Source organism: Pseudomonas sp. 7SR1 (assembly GCF_900156465.1).
Taxonomy (GTDB): Bacteria; Pseudomonadota; Gammaproteobacteria; order Pseudomonadales; family Pseudomonadaceae; genus Aquipseudomonas.
In genome coordinates this window covers 3,442,019-3,460,442 of record NZ_LT707064.1, presented here as the reverse complement: position 1 = coordinate 3,460,442, position 18,424 = coordinate 3,442,019, and the positions used below count along the sequence as shown (strand labels likewise).

The window sequence follows — 18,424 nt, the reverse complement described above, 5'->3', positions numbered from 1 at the left end:
TGCAGCGCCTGGCGGGCATCGTCGTCGGCGTCCAGCAGCTCGGCACGGGTGGGCACCAGGTAGGCCACCAGCAAGGTACCGTCCTGAGCGATGACCACCGTTTCGCGCACCTCTTCGTGCTCGGCCAGGCGCGCTTCGATTTCCCCCAGCTCGATGCGCAGGCCACGGATCTTCACCTGGTGGTCCATGCGTCCGGCGTACTCGATCACGCCATCGGCGCGGTACCGCGCCAGGTCACCGGTGCGATACAGCCGTTGTCCCTGGCCGAAGGGCCCGGTGACGAACCGCTCGGCCGTCAGCGCGGCGCGGCGATGGTAGCCGCGGGCCAGCCCCTCTCCCGTCAGGTACAGCTCGCCCATCACGCCCACCGGCACCGGGGCCAGTTCGTCGTCCAGGATATAGGTGCCCAGATTGGCGATCGGCTGGCCGATGGGCACGCTGTCGCGACCCTCCTCGACACAGGTCCAGTGTGTCACGTCGATGGCCGCCTCAGTGGGGCCGTAGAGGTTGTACAGGCCGGCATTCGGCAGCTTGGCGAACACCTGCTGCTGCGCGTCCACCGGCAACGCTTCACCACTGCAGACGATGCGCTTGAGGCTGGTGCAATCGGCTACGTGGGGATCTTGCACGAAGGCCTGTAACATCGATGGAACGAAGTGCAGCGTGGTAATGCGGTGCGCGGTGATCAGCCCGATCAGTTGGGTCGGGTCGCGATGTGCCCCCGGCGCGGCCACCACCAGGGTCGAACCGGTCATCAGCGGCCAGAAGAACTCCCACACCGACACATCGAAACTGAACGGCGTTTTTTGCAACACGCTGTCCGTGGAATCGAGCCCATAGGCCTGCTGCATCCAGCACAGCCGGTTGACCAGCGCCGAATGCCGGTTGCCCGCGCCCTTGGGCTTGCCGGTGGAACCGGAGGTATAGATCACATACGCCAGGTTCTCGCCGTGGACGTCGACCTGCGGATCGCTGTCGCGGTCGGCATACAGGCCGTCGTCCGGCGCGTCCAGCAGCAGGCTGTGCATGCCGCCCGGGATCGGCAGCAGGTCCAGCAAATGGCCCTGGGTCAGCAGCAGGTCGATGCCACTGTCCTCGAACATATAGGCCAGGCGCTCCCGCGGATATTCCGGGTCCAGAGGAACGTAGGCACCGCCGGCCTTGAGGATCGCCAACAGTCCAAGGACCATTTCCACGGAGCGCTCCACGGCGATGCCCACCAGCACGTCCGGGCCGACGCCGTGATCGACCAGCCGATGAGCCAGTCGATTGGCCCGGGCGTTGAGTTCGCCGTAGCTCAGGCGCTGTTCGCCGAAAATCAGCGCCGGAGCGTCCGGGTGGTTGCGCACCTGCTCCTCGATCAGGCCTTGCACCGTGCGGTCGAGGGGGTAGCGAACCGCCGTCGCGTTCCAGTCGACGAGCATCCGCCGACGCTCGTCAGCCCCCAGTAAGGTGCATTGGGCCACAGGGCGATGCAGGTCCTGCACCAGGCTCTGCAACAGGTTGAGCCAGTGCTGGCCCATGCGCTCGATGGTGGCCGGCTCGAACAGATCCGTGGCGTAGGTCAGGGCCGCATGCAAGCCTTGCGGGCTGTCGACGGTGTCCAGGCTCAGATCGAACTGGGCGGTGCGCTGCGCCCAGCCCAGGGGCTCGACTGCCAGGCCGGGCAATCCATTGGCAAAGGCTGCATCGGTTTCGTTGCGATGGTTGAACATGGCCTGGAACAGCGGGCTGTGACTCAGGTTGCGCTGCGGCTGCAAGGCATCGACCAGTTGCTCGAACGGCAGGTCCTGATGCATCTGCGCCGCCATGGCGGTCTGCTTGAGCTGCTGCAGCAGCTCGGCGCCGGTCAGTTGGCTGTCGAACCGGGCTCGCAATACCTGGGTGTTGACGAAGAACCCGATCAACCGCTCGGTCTCCAGCCGCTGGCGGTTGGCGATCGGCACCCCGACGCGGATGTCGGATTGCCCACTGTAGCGTTGCAGCAGCGCCTGGAAAGCGCCGAGCAAGAGCACGAACAGGGTGACGTTTTCCCGTCGGGCCAGTGCCTTGAGGGCATCGCTCAACGAAGGATCGATCACGATCGGCAAACGCGCGCCACGCTGGCTTTGCTGCGCCGGACGCGGATGGTCGGTGGGCAACTCCAGCAGCGGCTGTTCGCCGCCCAACTGCTCGGTCCAGTAGGCCAGTTGGCGCTCCCGCTCGCCGGCGTCCATCCATTGCCGCTGCCAGATCGCATAGTCGGCGTACTGCACCGCCAAGGGAGGCAATTGCGCGGGCCGCTCCTCGACGAATGCCGAATACAGGCTCATCAGGTCATCGACCATCACCTGCAACGACCAGGCGTCGGCCACGATGTGATGCAGGGTCAGCACCAGGATGTGCTCCTGCTCGCCCAGCGCCAGCAGCGCCACGCGCAGCAACGCGTCGTTCAGGAGGTCGAACGGGCCTTGGGTCTGCTGTTCGAGGAACGCCTGGATGGCGGCCTCGTCCTCCCCGTCCAGGTGCCGCTCGACGACACTGACCTGGCCCTGTGGACGGATCACCTGGCAGGTGCGCCCGTCGTCTTCGACGAAAGCGGTGCGCAGGCTTTCGTGACGCTCCACCAGCGCTTCGAAGCTGCGACGCAAGGCGTCCTTGTCCAGCGTACCGCGCAGGCGCAAGGCGGTCGGGATATTGTAGGCGGTGCTGTCGGGGTCCATTTTCCACAGGAACCATTGGCGCTCCTGGGCAAACGACAGCGGCAGCGGCTTGTCACGTGGCACCGGCACCAGCGCGGGCGCCTGCGGGCCTTGGCCTGCGTCGAGGGCGCCGACGAAATCCTGCAACGTGCCGTGTTCGAACAGGCTGCGCAGCGGCACCTCGATGCCCAGCACCCGACGGACCCGGGACACCACCTGGGTGACCAGCAGCGAGTGACCGCCCAACTCGAAGAAGTTGTCTTGCAGCCCTACCCGTTCGAGCTTGAGCACTTGCTGCCAGATCTGCGCCACCTGTTGCTCGCGAAGGCTGCGGGGCGCCACGTAGGCCCTTTGCACCTCGCTGACATCCGGGGCCGGCAGCGCCTTGCGATCGACCTTGCCGTTGGGCGTCAACGGCAGCTGGGCCAGGAACACCAGGTGCGCCGGAACCATGTACTCGGGCAATTGCGCCTTGAGCGCGGCCTTGAGGGCGGTGCGCGCCGCGGCCTCGCCTTGCGGGTCGGGCATCGGACTGGCGGTGGGCACCACATAGGCCACCAGTTGCGAGCCGGTCGGGCCTTCATGGGCGATCACCACGGTTTCACGCACACTGTCCTGGGCCAGCAGCGCCGCTTCGATTTCCCCCAGCTCGATACGCAGGCCGCGGATCTTGACCTGATGGTCGATGCGGCCGATGTACTCCACCACGCCCTCGGCCCGATAGCGGGTCAGGTCGCCGGTGCGGTACAGCCGCTCGCCAGTGGTGGAGAATGGGTTCGGGACGAAACGCTCGGCCGTCAACGCCGGGCGCTGGAAGTAGCCACGGGCCAGGCCTTGGCCACCGATCAGCAGTTCACCCGGGGCGCCGGGCGGGTTGAGCGTCAGGTCGCTGCCGACGATGTACAGCGCAGTGTTGTCCAGGGGCTTGCCGAGGAACGGACGACTGTTGTCATGGCTCAAGGGATGCACCGCCGACCAGATGGTGGTCTCGGTCGGGCCGTAGAGGTTCCAGACCTTGGGCGAAAGCATCAGCAGCCGCTGCGCCAATTCCAGCGGCAATGCCTCGCCGCCGCAGAGGAAGGTGCGCCCCGCCAGTCGCGAAGCCTGTTCGTGGTCCAGCAGCATGCGCCAGCTCGAAGGCGTGGCTTGCAGCATGGTCACATCGTGCTGCCCCACCAGCGCCAGCACCGCCTCCGGGTCCTGGTGCACGTTCTGGCCGGTCAGCACCACGCTGGCCCCGGCCGACAGCGGCCCGTAGATCTCCAGGCCGAAAATGTCGAAGGAGAACGTGGTCAGCGACAGCATGCGGTCGCCAGCCGTCAGGCCGGGTTGGGCAATCATGCTGGTGACGAAGTTGCTCAATGCGCCATGGCGCACCATCACGCCCTTGGGTTTGCCGGTGGAGCCGGAGGTGTAGATCACGTAGGCCAGGTGTTCGGCACTCAGTGGCACCGCCGGGCAGGTGCCGGGAGCATCCTGTAGCGCCATGTCGGGCTGGTCCAGCAGCAGGGTCTGGAGGGTCGCCGGAATGGGCAACACCGCCTGCAGCCGGGCCTGGGTCAACAGCAGGCGGATGCCGCTGTCCTGGATCATGTAGGCCAGGCGATCCTCGGGATATGCCGGGTCCAACGGCACGTAGGCACCGCCGGCCTTGAGGATCGCCAGCAGGCCGACGATCATTTCGGCGCTGCGCTCCAGCGCGATGCCCACCGGCTGGTCAGGCGTCACGCCCAGGGCGACCAGGCGGTGGGCCAGCTGATTGGCCCGGGTGTCCAGTTGCTGGTAGGTCAGGGTTTGGCCATCGATGGTCAGGGCCAGCGCATCGGGGGACTGGCGGGCCTGTTCGGCGATGCGCTGGTGGACGCAGGTGGCCTGTGTCCCCTGCTCCACCACACGGTGCCATTGCCGTTGCATCAGGCGTTGCTGGTCGCTGTCGAGCAGCGGCAGCTCACCGATGCGTCGCTGCGGCGCGTCGACGATACCCTGCAGCAGGTTCTGCCAGTGCCGGACCAGACGCTCGATGGTCTGCGGCTCGAACAGGTCGGTGGCATAGGTCAGCTCGGCGGCGATTCCCTGCTCGGTTTCATACGTGCCCAAGGTCAGGTCGAATTGGGCTGTGCGTCCCTCCCACACCAGGTCTTCGATGCCCAGGCCCGGCAGGTGCAACTGCCGGCCCTGGGCATCGCCTGCGGTCTGATGGTTGAACATGACCTGGAAGATCGGGCTGTGGCTGAGGCTGCGCTCCGGTTGCAGTGCCTCGATCAACTGCTCGAACGGCAGGTCCTGATGCGCCTGGGCGGCCATGGCCGATTGCTTGACCTGGTCGAGCAGACGGTCGAACGGCAGTTGCCCGTCCACATGGGCGTTCAGCACCTGGGTGTTGACGAAGAAGCCGATCAGGCCTTCGGTCTCGACCCGGTTGCGGTTGGCCACCGGCACGCCGACGCGGATCTGCGGTTGGCCACTGTAGCGATGCAGCAAGGCCTGGAACGAGGCCAGCAACACCATGAACAGGCTGGCCCCTTGGCGCTGGGCCAGTTGCTTGAGTGCCGTCGCCAATTGCGGCGGCAGGTCCAGGTCCAGCCGTGCGCCGCGAAAGCTCTGTACGGGCGGGCGCGGATGATCGAGGGGCAATTCCAGCACCGGTTGCTCGCCGCCCAGGGTCCGGACCCAATAGGCCAACTGCCGCTCACGCTCGCCGGCTTCGAGCCAATGGCGTTGCCAGATCGCATAGTCGGCGTACTGCACGGGCAATTCCGGCAAGGCCAGCGGCGTGCCGACGGTGTCCGCCGCGTAGTGGCTCACCAGTTCATTGACCAGCACCTGCATCGACCAGCCATCGGCAATGATGTGGTGCTGGATCAGCGCCAGCACATGGTCGTCCTCGGCGATTTTCAACAGGGAAACCCGTAGCAGCGGCCCCAGGCGCAGATCGAACGGACGCGCGGTCTCGCGCTCGACGAAGGCCTTGAGGCTGTCCTCGAGGCTGGCGGTGGAGTCCGCGGGCAACGACTCGAGGCTGATGCGCAGCGGCAACTGCCGGTGGATCACCTGCACTGTCCGCTCGTCGCGCTCGATGAAGGTGGTGCGCAGGCTTTCATGGCGTTCCACCAGGGCGTTGAAGCTGCGCTCCAGGGCCGGTACATCCAACGGGCCCTTGAGGCGTAGCGCACTGGGGATGTGGTAGGCCGAGCTGTTGGGCTCCATTTGCCACAGGAACCATTGGCGCTCCTGGGCATAGGACAATGGAATATCCTCGAACCCGGAACGCACCTCGGGAATCGGCAGGTTGGCCGGCGAGACGCCCTCTTCGAGCATCTTTTCCAGGTACAGCCGGCGTTTGTCCAGGGGCAGAGTGATAAAGCGCTTGGCAATCCTCAAAGCAACACTCTTGTCCATCAGACTTCCTCCATTTCATCAAGCAGGGCTTCCAGCTTGTTCAGTTTCTGTTCATTGATCGGCCCGTCCCCGGTGTCCAGTTGCGCGACGAAATCCTGCAGGACGGGGTGCTGGAAAATCAGCTGCGGGGTCAGGGTCAACCCCAGTTCGAGAGCCATGCGCGAGACGGCGTTGACCGCCAGCAGCGAATGGCCGCCCAGCTCGAAGAAGTGATCGTTCAGACCCACGCGTTCCACGGTGAGCACCTGTGCCCAGATCGCCGCGACCTGTCGTTCCAGCTCGCTGACCGGGGCCACGTAGCCGGCTTGGGACAAGCCGGTCTCCACGGCCGGCAAGGCCTTGCGGTCGAGCTTGCCGTTCGGGGTCATGGGCAGTTGGTCGAGAAACAGCAGGTGGGCCGGGACCATGTAGTCGGGCAGATGCGCCTTGAGCCCGCCCTTGAGTCGGTCGCGCACTGCACGCAGGTCGTCGGCTTCCCGGTCCAGCGCAGGCGCCACCACATAGGCCACCAATTGCGGACCTCCCGGCGCGTCCTGGGCCAGGACGGCCACCTCGCGCACCCCCGGTTGAGCCAGCAGTCGCGCTTCGATTTCCCCCAGCTCGATGCGAAAGCCACGGATCTTCACCTGATGGTCGATGCGCCCCTGGTATTCGAGCACGCCATCGGCGCGGTAACGGCACAAGTCACCGGTGCGGTACAGGCGCTCGCCGGTGGTGGAGAACGGATTGGGCACGTACTTTTCGGCGGTCATCGCCGCTCGCCCGAGATAGCCACGGGTGATGCCCGCGCCGCTCAGGTACAGCTCCGCCGGTACTCCCTGGGGCACCGGTTGCAGACCGGCATCCAGCAGGTAGCTGGCCGTGTGCTTGAGGGGACGGCCGATATTCGCCGTGCCGTCGACGCAGCGCCGCGCCCAGGTGGAATAGGTGGTGTCTTCCGAAGGGCCGTAGAGATCGTAGACGTGTTCGACGCGGGTCGATTGATACAGCGCCTCCACCAGGCTCTGCTTCAGTGGCTCGCCCGCCAGGTTGATGATGCGCACGCCGGGCGGGATATCGCCGCTGCGTTGCAACGCGGCGATGGCCGATGGCACGGTGTTGACCAGGCGTACCTGATCCCGCGCCGGCAGCTGCGGCAGTTCCAGCGCATTGCGGGCGATGATCAGCGAGCCGCCGTTGGCCAGGGTCACGAACAGCTCCCATACCGACAGGTCGAAGCACACCGAAGTGCAAGCCAGCACGCCCTGGATGTCGTCGCGGCGATAGACCGACCTGGACCAGTCGATCAGCGCCAGCACGTTGCGATGGGCAATCGCCACGCCCTTGGGCTTGCCGGTGGAGCCGGAGGTGTAGATCACATAGGCGAGGTTGTCCGGAGTGACCCCGGTCGCCGGCGCATCCAGGGAATATTGCCCAAGCTCGATGCGGTCCAGCATCAGCACGGCGGTGTCGGCCGGAACTGTCAAGGTCACCGCCACGGCCTGCTCGGTCAGCAGCACGCGGGCACGGCTGTCGTCGAGCATGTAGGCCACGCGCTCGGCCGGATAATCCGGGTCCAGTGGCACGTAGGCGCCGCCGGCCTTGAGCACTGCCAGCAAGGCCACCAGCAAGTGTTCGGACCGCGGCATCGCCACGCCCACCCGCACTTCCGGGCCCACGCCCAGTTCGATGAGCTTGTGGGCCAGGCGATTGGCGCGGCTGTCCAGTTCGCTGTAGCTGAGACGGTTTTCGGCGAACGTCACCGCCAGGGCATCCGGCATGGCTTCGGCCTGGCGGGCGATCGCCTGATGGACGCACAGGGTTTGCTCGAACGGAGCGTCCACCGGGTTCCAGTCGTGGGTCAGGCGTTGATGCTCATCGAAGCCGAGCATGGACAACTGCCCCAGGCAGCGCTCGCCCTGGCCGGTCATCTGTCCGAGCAACTGAGCCAGGTGCGCCGCCAGGCGCACCACGGTGTCGGCCTGGAAACTGGCGCGCTGGTAGCTCATGTGCACCGACAACTGTCGATCCAGGCTCACCAGCAAGGTCAACGGATAGCTGGTCTGCTCCCGGGTGGCTGCCGGGCCGAAGCGCAGGCCTTGAGGCGCGCCCTGCTCCAGGGCCTGGGCGACCGGGTAGTTCTCGAACACCAGCAGGCTGTCGAACAGTGCGTCACCGCCCTGGCCGGCCCAGCGCTGGATGTCCAGCAATGCGGTGTGCTCGAATTCCCGCAGCGCCAGGTTCTGCCCTTGCACCGCTTGCAGCCAACTGTCCAGGGACTGTTCGGCCCGTGGGCTGGCAATGACCGGCAAGGTGTTGATGAACAGGCCGATCTGCTGCTCGATACCGGGCAAGTCCGCCGGGCGACCGGCCACCGTCGCGCCAAAGGCCACGGTGTCCTTGCCGGTGTAGCGCTGCAACAGCAGCAGCCACGCCGCCTGCACCAGGGTGTTGACGGTGACTTTCGAGGCCCGGGCGAAGGTTTCCAGGCGTCGGGTCAACCCTTCGTCCAGCACTTGCACATGGTCGCCGTAACCGATGCCGGTCTCAGCCGGGCGGGCCATGGCGTCGGCCAGGCGCGTCGGAGCGTCCAGGCGCTTGAGCGCAGGCATCCAGAACGCCTGGCTGGCGGCGCCATCCTGGCGTTGCAGCCAGGCGATGTAGTCCCGATAGCGGCTGCCCTGCACGGCGACGTGATTGCCGCTGTAGCGTTGCAGCACCTCGCCGAGCAACTGCGAGTTGCTCCAGCCATCCATCAGGATGTGGTGATGGGTATAGATCAGGTGGTAGCGCTGCTCATCGAGACGCGCGATGGTCAATCGCAACAGGGCCGCAGAGTCCAGGGCCAGTTGTCGGCATTCGGCATCGGCCAGCGCCAGCAAGGTTTCATCGCGCTGCGGATCGCCTTGCAGGTCATGCAGGCGGTAGGGCAGTTCCAGGTGCTTGCTGACCAATTGCACTGGCTCCGGCAGGTCCCCCTGCCAGACGAAGCGCGTACGCAGGATGTCGTGGGCATCCACCGCCGCCTGCCAGGCCTGCCGGAAGCGCTCCGGGTCCAACCCTTCGACGTCCAGGCGCAACTGGTTGATGTAGTCGCCGCTGGCCTCGCCATAGACGCTGTGGAACAGCATCCCCTGCTGCATCGGCGACAGTGGGTAGAGGTCGGCGATCTGCGTCATCGCCACCGGCAGCCCGTCCAGTTGCCATTGGCTCAGGCTGGCCAGGGGGAAGTCCGACGGCGTCACGCCGCCCTGCCCGCCCTGACAGCAATGCTCGATCAGCCCTTGCAGCTCGCGGGTGTAATCGTCCGCCAGGGCCTGGATGGTGGCCGGGTCGAACACCTCGCGGCTGAAGGTCCAGCCCAGGTTCAGTTCACCGCCGAATACCTGGCCATTGAGCGCCAGGAGGTTGGACAACGGCGCTTGCGGGTCCAGCTCGTCCCCGGCCCCTTCGCTGGCCGGTACGAACAGGGCACCGTCGGCCTCGTCGAAACTGGCATCGAACTGGCCCAGGTAGTTGAAGGTCAGGCGCGGTGTCGGCAGCGCGGCCAGGATCGCCCGCGCCGAGTCATCCCCCAGTCGGGCCAGGGCACCGAATCCCATGCCCTTGTTCGGGATCGCCCGCAGTTGCTCCTTGATCTGTTTGAGGGAACTGCCCAGGTCGGCCGTCGGGGTGAGCCTGGCCGGGTACAGGCTGGTGAACCAGCCGACGGTGCGGGTCAGGTCGACATCGTCGAACAGGGCTTCACGGCCGTGACCTTCGAGCTGGACCAGGGCGCTGTCGCTTCCGGTCCAGCGCACCATGACCCGGGCCAGGGCGGTGAGCAGCAGGTCGTTGACCTGGGTGCGATAGGCCTGGGGCGCCTCCTGCAGCAATCGACGGGTCAACGACGCGTCGAGTCGGGTGCGCACCGTCAACGCGAGACGCTCCTGCTGGCCGCCCAGTGGATTGTCCATCGGCAATTGCCCGTCGACACCCTCCAGACAGGCCTGCCAATACGCCAGTTCCTCCTGCAAGGCGGCGCTGCGCGCATAGTCCTGCAGACGCTCGGCCCACACCCGGGCCGAAGTGGTTTTCGCCGGCAGCCGCACCTGTTGGCCGGTGGACAACTGGCGATAGGCGTCTTGCAGGTCTTCGAAGAGGATGCGCCAGGACACACCGTCCACCACCAAATGGTGGATCACCACCAACAGCCGCTGGCTGCCATCGGCCAGATTGGCCAGCACGGCCCGCAACAACGGACCGTCCTGCAGGTCGAGGCTGCGCTGTGCCTGGTTGGCGATGTCGTGCAATGCATCGGCATCCGGCGCATCCACGACCCAGAGCAGGTCAGCGCAAGGGCTGGCCGGCGAGCGGTAATGTGCCGTCCATCCCGCCTGCCCGGGGGTGAAACTCAAGCGCAGGCCATCGTGATGCACCCGCAGCGCGTCCAGGGCCTGCTCCAGCAACCGGGGATCGAGGCTTTCTGTGGGCTTGAGCATCACCGCCTGGTTCCAGTGCTGACGCTCGGGGATCGCCTGTTCGAAGAACAGCCGTTGTACCGGCAACAGCGGCAGTTCGCCGACCACCGGTCCCTGATCGATGACCGGGCCAGCCTGGCCCGAGCGCGCCACGCTCGCCAGCGCCTCGATGGTCTGGTGCTGGAACAGATCCTTCGGGGTGAAGTGGATGCCGGCCTGACGGGCGCGGCTGACCACCTGGATCGAGACGATGGAATCGCCCCCCAGTTCGAAGAAGTTATCCCGCAGCCCTACCTGCCCGAGCTTGAGCACATCCTGCCAGATGGACGCCAGGTGTTGTTCCAGGGTGCTGCGCGGCGCTACGTAATCCTGCTGCAATTGGCTGACGTCAGGCTTGGGCAGGTTCTTGCGGTCAAACTTGCCGTTGGGCGTTAGTGGCAAGCGCTCCAGCAGTAGCAGATAGGCCGGGACCATGTGCGCCGGCAAGGTGGCCTGGAGCTGCTCGCGCAGTTGCTCGGCGAACGCCGGGCGCCGGGCCGCGGACTCATCGGCCACGACATAGGCCACCAGGCGCTTGCCGCTGCCGGCGGTGCCTTCCTGGGCCACCACCACGGCTTCGCGCACGCCGTCCAGGGCTTGCAGGCTGGCTTCGACTTCGCCCAGCTCGATGCGGAACCCGCGAATCTTCACCTGGTTGTCGATGCGGTCCAGGTAATCGAAGGTGCCGTCGGCGCGCTGGCGCACCAGGTCACCGGTGCGGTAGAGCAAACCGCCGTTGCTGAACGGATCGGCGACGAAGCGCTCGGCCGTGAGCCCCGGGCGATTCAGGTATCCCCGGGCCAGGCCCGTGCCGCCCAGGTACAGCTCACCGGCCATGCCCTGGGGTAGCAGGTTGAGGTCGGCGTCCAGCACATAGGCACTGCGATCACCGATGCGGCTGCCGATCGGCGCATAGGCCGCACCGCAGGCCACGTCGCGGCCGGCCTTCCAGATCAGCGGCGTGACCACGGTTTCGGTGGGGCCGTAGCCATTGATGATGAAGTCCGGGTCTAGGGCGCGCTTGACCCGTTCGAAACTGGCGTTGGGCACCGCATCGCCGCCGAAGCAGTAGATCCGCACTGTCGGCGGGTTGCCCTCGCGCTCGGCATGCTCGGCCAGTTGTTGCAGGTACACCGGCGGAAACGCCACCACGGTCACGCCGTGTTCGCGCATCGCGTGACAGGTCTGCTCCGGCGTCCACAGGCTGTCGTCGCGAATCAGCAGCGAAGCGCCATGGGTCAGGCTGGTGAGCCAGCGCTCATGGGCGCCGTCGAAGGCGAAGGACATGAAGTGGAATTCGCAATCGCTGTCACGCATTTCATAGCGCTCGCCGATGGCCTGGCAATGCATCGCCAGCGGGCCATGGGCCACGCTCACGCCCTTGGGGTTACCGGTGGAACCGGAGGTGTAGATCACGTAGGCCAGGTTCTGCGGATCGACCTGGACATCGGGCGCATCGAGGGGTTGCTGACGCAGGTCCAGGCTGTCGAGTTCCAGCACCTGGGCGGCCCCCTCAAGCGGCAGCTGCGCCGACACCCGCGAATCGGTCAGCAACAGCGCCAGCCCCGAATCCTCGATCAGGTATGCCAGGCGTTCGCGGGGGTAGCTGGTATCCAGCGGCACGTAGGCGGCGCCGGCCTTGAGCACCGCCAGCAACGCGACGATCACCCCTTCGCTGCGCGGCAGGGCCACGCCGACGCGGGTTTCCGGGCCGACGCCGCGGGCGATCAGGGCATGGGCCAGTTGATTGGCTCGACGGTCGATGTCGCCATAGCTGAACCGTTGCCCGTTGAAGATCGCCGCCGTGGCGTGGGGCTTCAGCGCCGCCAAGCGGGCGATGCGCTGATGCACGGCGATGTCGGTCGGGTATGGCTGCCGATGGTTGGCGGCCTGTTGCCGGGCCTGTTCCCCGGCGTCCACCAGGGCGATCTGTCCCAGGTTGCGGGTCGCCGATTCGGCGAAGGTTTCCAACAGGTGCATCAGGTGACGACTGATCTGGTCGATGGTCGCCGGGCTGAAATGCGCCTGGTCGAAGCTGTAGTGCAGCGCCAGGGTCTGGCCGAGGGTCACGGCGACGCTCAGTGGGTAATGGGTCTGCTCCAGGTGAGCGACCTCGCCGAACACCAGCCCTTGTCCGGCGCTGTCCTGCAGGGCCTGGGCAACCGGATAGTTTTCGAACACCAGGATGTTGTCGAACAGCGCCTTGCCGCCTTGCCCGGCCCAGCGCTGGATATCCGCCAGTGGCGTGTGCTCGAACTCCCGCAGGCCCAGGTTCTGCGCCTGTACCGCTTGCAGCCAGGCCCCGACGGATTGATCCGGACGCGGCGCGGCGATCACCGGCAGGGTGTTGATGAACAACCCGACCTGTTGCTCGATGCCCGGCAGATCCGCCGGACGCCCGGCCACGGTGGCACCGAAGGCCACGCTGTCGTGGCCGGTGTAGCGTTGCAGCAGCAACAGCCACGCCGCTTGCACCAAGGTGTTGAGGGTGACTTTCTGCTGGCGGACAAAGCGCTCCAGCACCTGGGTGCGCGGGGCATCGAGGGTCTGGAACAGGTCGCCGTGCCCGCGCTGGCTGTCGCTGCCAGAGGTGGCCCGGGCCAGTCGGGTCGGTTCTTGCAGGGTGGCCAGTTGCGCCGTCCAGTAGTCCTTGCCGAGTTGCTCGTCCTGACGCTGCAGCCAGGCGATGTAGTCGCGGTATCGCCCTGTGACGCTGGCCGAGGCGTGGCCGTTGTAGCGTTGCATCACTTCGCCGAGCAGCTGCGCATTGCTCCAGCCGTCCATCAGAATGTGGTGATGGGTGTAGATGAAATGCCATTGCCCGGCACCGGTCTGCACCAGCACCAGCCGTAACAGCGGTGCCTGGCTCAGGTCGAAGCCTTTGGCCCGCTCGTCTTCGGCCAGCGCGGCAAGGGCCTGCGCCTGGTCGGCACGCTCACGCCAGTCCAGCACGGTGAACGGCACCGGCAGGTGCCTGTGGACGATTTGCAACGGCTGCTGCAGGTCGCCCTGCCAGACGAAGCCGCTGCGCAGGATGTCCTGGGCATCAATGCACGCCTGCCATGCCGCGCGGAAGCGCTCCACCTCCAGGCCTTGCACATCCACCCGCAGCTGGTTGACGTATTCGCCCGCGGCCTGCTCGTAGAGGGTGTGGAACAGCAGCCCCTGCTGCATCGGCGACAGCGGGTACAGGTCGTCGAGCTGGCCGGTCGGCACGGGCAGCCCATCGAGCTGCGCCTGGGTGATGCGGGCCATGGGGAAATCCGAGGGCGTGGCTTGCGGCACGGCCAGGTTGGCACAATGTTCGATCAGCGTCGTGAGTTCGAGGGCGTATCGATCCACCAGTCGCTGCACGGTGGCGCTGTCGAACATCTCACGGCTGTACCCCCAGCTCATGGTCAGCTCGCCGCCGTACACCTGCCCTTCCACGGTCAACCAGTTGGCCAGGGGCGCCGTGGGGTCCTGGGCGATGCCACTGCCTTCGCTGGACGGCTCGAACAGCGCCGATTCGTCGAACTGTCGGTCGAACTGGCCCAGGTAATTGAACGTGATGCGCGCCGGTGGCAGGTCGGCCAGCTCGGCTCGCACCTGGGGCGCAGCCAGATGGCGCAACACGCCATAGCCCAGGCCCTTGTCGGGAACGCTGCGCAATTGTTCCTTGATCGCCTTGATGGAAGCGCCGAGGTCGTCGGCGGCGGTCAGGTTCACGGCGAACAGACTCGTGAACCAACCGACCGTTCGGGTCAGGTCGATGTCATCGAACAGGTCTTCGCGGCCATGGCCTTCCAGCTCCACCAGCGTACCCGGCTGCCCGCTCCAACCGCTGACGGTGCGAGCCAGCGCGGTCAGCAGCAGATCGTTGACCTGGGTGCGATACGCCGCTGGTGCCTGTTGCAGCAATTGCCGGGTCAGCCCGGCGTCCAGGCGCCATTGGATCCTGGCGCCATGGGCGTTTTCCAGGCTGCCTTGCGGACGCTCGCATGGCAGGTCCTGCGCGCCCTGGTGCTGGGCTTTCCAATAGGCCAACTGGTCGTCGAAACGCGACGCTTCGGCGCTCAGGCGCTCGGTCCAGCCCTGGAACGCACTGGTCTTGGCCGGCAACGTCACACCGCCACCCGCCGCCAACTGCTCGTAGGCCTGCTGCAAATCTTCCAGCAATACACGCCATGACACGCCGTCCACCACCAAATGATGGATGACCAGCGCCAGCCGCTGGCTGCCATCGGCCAGGCTGACCAGCATCGCCCGCATCAGCGGCCCATCCCGCAGGCAAAGACTGCGCTGCGCTTCGTCGCACAGCGCGCCCAGTTGTTCGACCGATTGCGCATCGCGCAGCCACAGGCCAGCGCCTTGCAGCAGCGGCCCATGGTTCTGTCGCCAGCCGTCCGCGTCTTCGACGAAGCGCAGGCGCAAGGCGTCGTGGTGATTGATGACGCAGGTCAGCGCCGCGTCGAGTCGCTGCGCGTCCAAGGGCTCGCGCGGGCTGAGCAGCAACGACTGGTTCCAGTGCGCTCGGTCCTGCATCGGCTGCGCGAAGAACCGATGCTGGATCGGTCCGAGCAGGGCTTGGCCGGTGACCGGCCCCTGGTCCACGGCATTGTGATGCTCGACGCTGGCCACCAGCGCCAGGCTGCGCACGGTCTGGTGCTGGAACAGATCGCGTGGATTGAGGTGGATACCGAGCTGTCGCGCACGGCTCACCACCTGGATGGAGATGATCGAATCACCGCCCAGTTCGAAGAAATTGTCTTCCAGGCCGACCCGCTCCAGCCCCAGAACGTCCTGCCATATGCCGGCCAGCGCAATCTGCAGCGCATCCTGAGGAGCGACGAACGCTTGCTGCGGCGCGGCATCCGGTTGCGGCAGGGCCTTGCGATCCAGTTTGCCGTTGGCGGTCACCGGCAGCCTGGCCAGGGGCATCAGGTAGGTCGGGACCATGTATTCCGGCAGGCTGCCCAGCAGCCAGGCCTTGACGTCCTGTTGCCACTGCTCGGGCGGCTGGGGGTTTTCCAGCACCACATAGCCCACCAGGTGCTTGCCGTCCTGCACCAGCACCACCGCCTCGCGCACCAGCGGGTGTTGCACCAGCCGGGTCTCGATTTCACCCAGCTCGATGCGCAGGCCACGCAGCTTGACCTGATGGTCGAGGCGGCCAAGGTATTCGATCACGCCGTCGGCACGCTGGCGCACGCGATCACCGGTACGGTACAGGCGCTCGCCGGCATGGAACGGGCACGGTACAAAGCGCTCGGCGGTCAATGCCGGGCGCCGGTGATAACCGCGCGCCAACCCCGCCCCGCCCAGGTACAACTCACCGGACACACCCCACGGCACCGGTTTCAGCTGGGCGTCGAGCACATGGGTGCGCAGGTTGGCGATCGGCTGCCCGATCGGCACACAATCGGCGTCTTCGTCGACACACGTCCAGTGGGTCACGTCGATTGCCGCTTCGGTCGGACCGTACAGATTGTAGAGCCCGGCGTTCGGCAGCTTGGCGAAGACCTGATGCTGGGCATCCAGGGGCAAGGCTTCACCGCTGCAGACGATGCGCTTGAGCCCGGTACAGGTTTCCACGCCGGGCTCGTGGATAAACGCTTGCAGCATCGACGGCACGAAGTGCAGCGTGCTGATGCCGTGACGGTTGATGCTGTCGATCAGTTGCAGCGGGTCGCGATGGGCTCCCGACGCGGCCATCACCAGCCGGGCGCCGGTCATCAGGGGCCAGAAGAATTCCCATACCGACACGTCGAAACTGAACGGTGTCTTCTGCAACACCGCATCGCTGCCGTCCAGGCTGTAGGCCTGTTGCATCCAGCACAGACGGTTGACCAGCGCGGCATGGCTGTTACCCGCGCCCTTGGGCCGGCCGGTGGAACCGGAGGTATAGATCACATAGGCCAGGCTCAACGGATCGACCACCACCTCGGGGCGGCGTTCGCTGTAGGCGTCGAGCCAGCCGGCCGGCTGATCAAGCAGGATCACGCTGACGTCATCGGTGGGCAGTGCCGCCGACAGCGAACCCTGGGTCAGCAGCAAGGCGATGCCACTGTCCTGGATCATGTAGGCCAGGCGCTCCTGCGGGTATTCCGGGTCCAGTGGCACATAGGCGCCGCCAGCCTTGTGGATCGCCAGCAAGCCGACAACCATTTCCACCGAGCGCTCGACACAGATCCCCACCAGGCTGTCCGCCTGTACGCCTTGCGCCATCAGCAGGTGGGCCAGTTGGTTGGCACGGGCGTCGAGCTGGGCGTAGGTCAGGCTGTGCTCGCCGCAAGACACCGCCACGGCCTGCGGAGTGCGCGCCACCTGGGCTTCGATCAGCCGATGCATGCACCGGTCGGTGGGGTAGCGCTGGGCAGTGGTGTTCCAGTCGTGCACCAGGACCTGGTGCTCGTCGGCATCGAGCAGGGGCAATTCGCCGATGCGCTGCGATGGATCGACCACCATCGCCGCCAGCAGACGCAGCCAGTGCCGCGCCATGCGCGCGATGGTCGGTGCTTCGAACAGGTCATTGGCGTAGGTCAGCGCGGCGTGCAGCTTGCCGGCCTTCTCGAAGGTGTCCAGGGTCAGGTCGAACTGGGTGGTGCGGCCCTGCCAGTCGATCATGCCCAGCTCCAGCCCGGATGCCGTGCTGATGCGGGTGACGTCGGCCACCTGCGGCTGATGGTTGTACATCACCTGGAACAGTGGCGTATGGCTGAGGCTGCGCTCCAGCTTCAAGGCTTCTACCAGGCGTTCGAACGGCAGGTCCTGATGGGCCTGGGCGCCGAGGGCGGCCTCTTTGACGGCCCGCAGAAGATCGACCACCCGTGTCTGCCCGTCGAGCTCGGTACGCAGCACCTGGGTGTTGACGAAAAAGCCGATCAGGCCTTCGATTTCATCGCGATTGCGATTGGCGATGGGCACGCCGACACGGATATCGCACTGGCCGCTGTAGCGATGCAACAGCACATTGAACGCGCCGAGCAAGAGCATGAACAACGTCACGCCATGCTGCTGGGCTGTGCTGCGCAGCTGCTCGGCCAAGGCGCCGTCGATGGCGAATTCATGACGGCTGCCACGGTAGCTCGGCATGGCCGGGCGGGAGTGATCGGTGGGCAATTCCAGTACCGGATGCTCATCCCCCAGTTGCGCCTGCCAGTATTCCAGTTGCCGTGCCTGTTCGCCCGCTTCGAGCCAGCGGCGCTGCCACAGGGCATAGTCGCTGTACTGGATCGGCAACGGTGCGAGTTGCGGTGGCTGCCCCGCTTCATGCGCGTCATAGCAGCGAATGAATTCATCGATCAGCACGTTCATCGACCAACCGTCGGAGACGATGTGATGCAAGGTCAGCAGCAATACATGCTCCTGCTCGCCAAGCTTGAGCAGCTTGACCCGCAACAGCGGCCCGACCGCCAGATCGAACGGCAGCAGCGACTGTCGTTGCGCCGCCTCGGCCACCGCATGTTCGCGCTCGGCGGTCGCCAACGCGCTGAAATCCTCTTGCTCGATCACCAGTGGCGCGGTCATGGGCACTTGCAGGAGGCTGTCGTCGGCCTGGCGCTGGAACACCGTGCGCAGGGTTTCATGACGAGCCATCAGGCTGGCGAAGGCCTGCTCCAGCGCCGACAGGCTCAACGCGCCCTTGAGCCGCACCGCGCCGGGCAGGTTGTAGGCACCGCTGTGAGGGTCCAGCTGCCAGAGAAACCACATGCGCTGCTGGGCATAGGACAAGGCCTGGCGATCTTCGGCCTCGACGCCCTGGGGGATGGGGAAGCCGCTGAACTGCACGCCCTCCTTGTCCAACGCTGCCAGGAACATCCGGCGCTTTTCCAGGGGCAACCCGATAAACCGGCGAGCAAGTTTCAAGGCGTCTTCAGCATTCAT

Annotated in this window: 2 protein-coding genes (1 of these 2 only partly in view); both read right to left on the bottom strand. The window is 66.1% G+C overall.

All coding sequences use genetic code 11. From position 1 onward, the window contains the following. Positions 1-6,080: the 5' portion of a non-ribosomal peptide synthetase gene (locus BW992_RS15800; protein ID WP_076406539.1), read on the bottom strand. Its footprint begins 7,459 nt before the window's first position; 6,080 of the gene's 13,539 nt are visible here — the first part of the coding sequence; it begins with the start codon at positions 6,078-6,080; its stop codon lies off the left edge, out of view. After that, a complete protein-coding gene (locus tag BW992_RS15795) occupies positions 6,080-18,424 on the bottom strand; it encodes a non-ribosomal peptide synthetase (RefSeq protein ID WP_076406537.1) in 12,345 nt (4,114 codons plus the stop codon). Before BW992_RS15795 ends, BW992_RS15800 begins: the two co-directional genes overlap by 1 nt.

Excerpts from the sequence above, each read along its gene's own strand:
- BW992_RS15795 (WP_076406537.1), bottom strand. The coding sequence starts at position 18,424 with ATGAATGCTGAAGACGCCTTGAAACTTGCTCGCCGGTTTATCGGGTTG.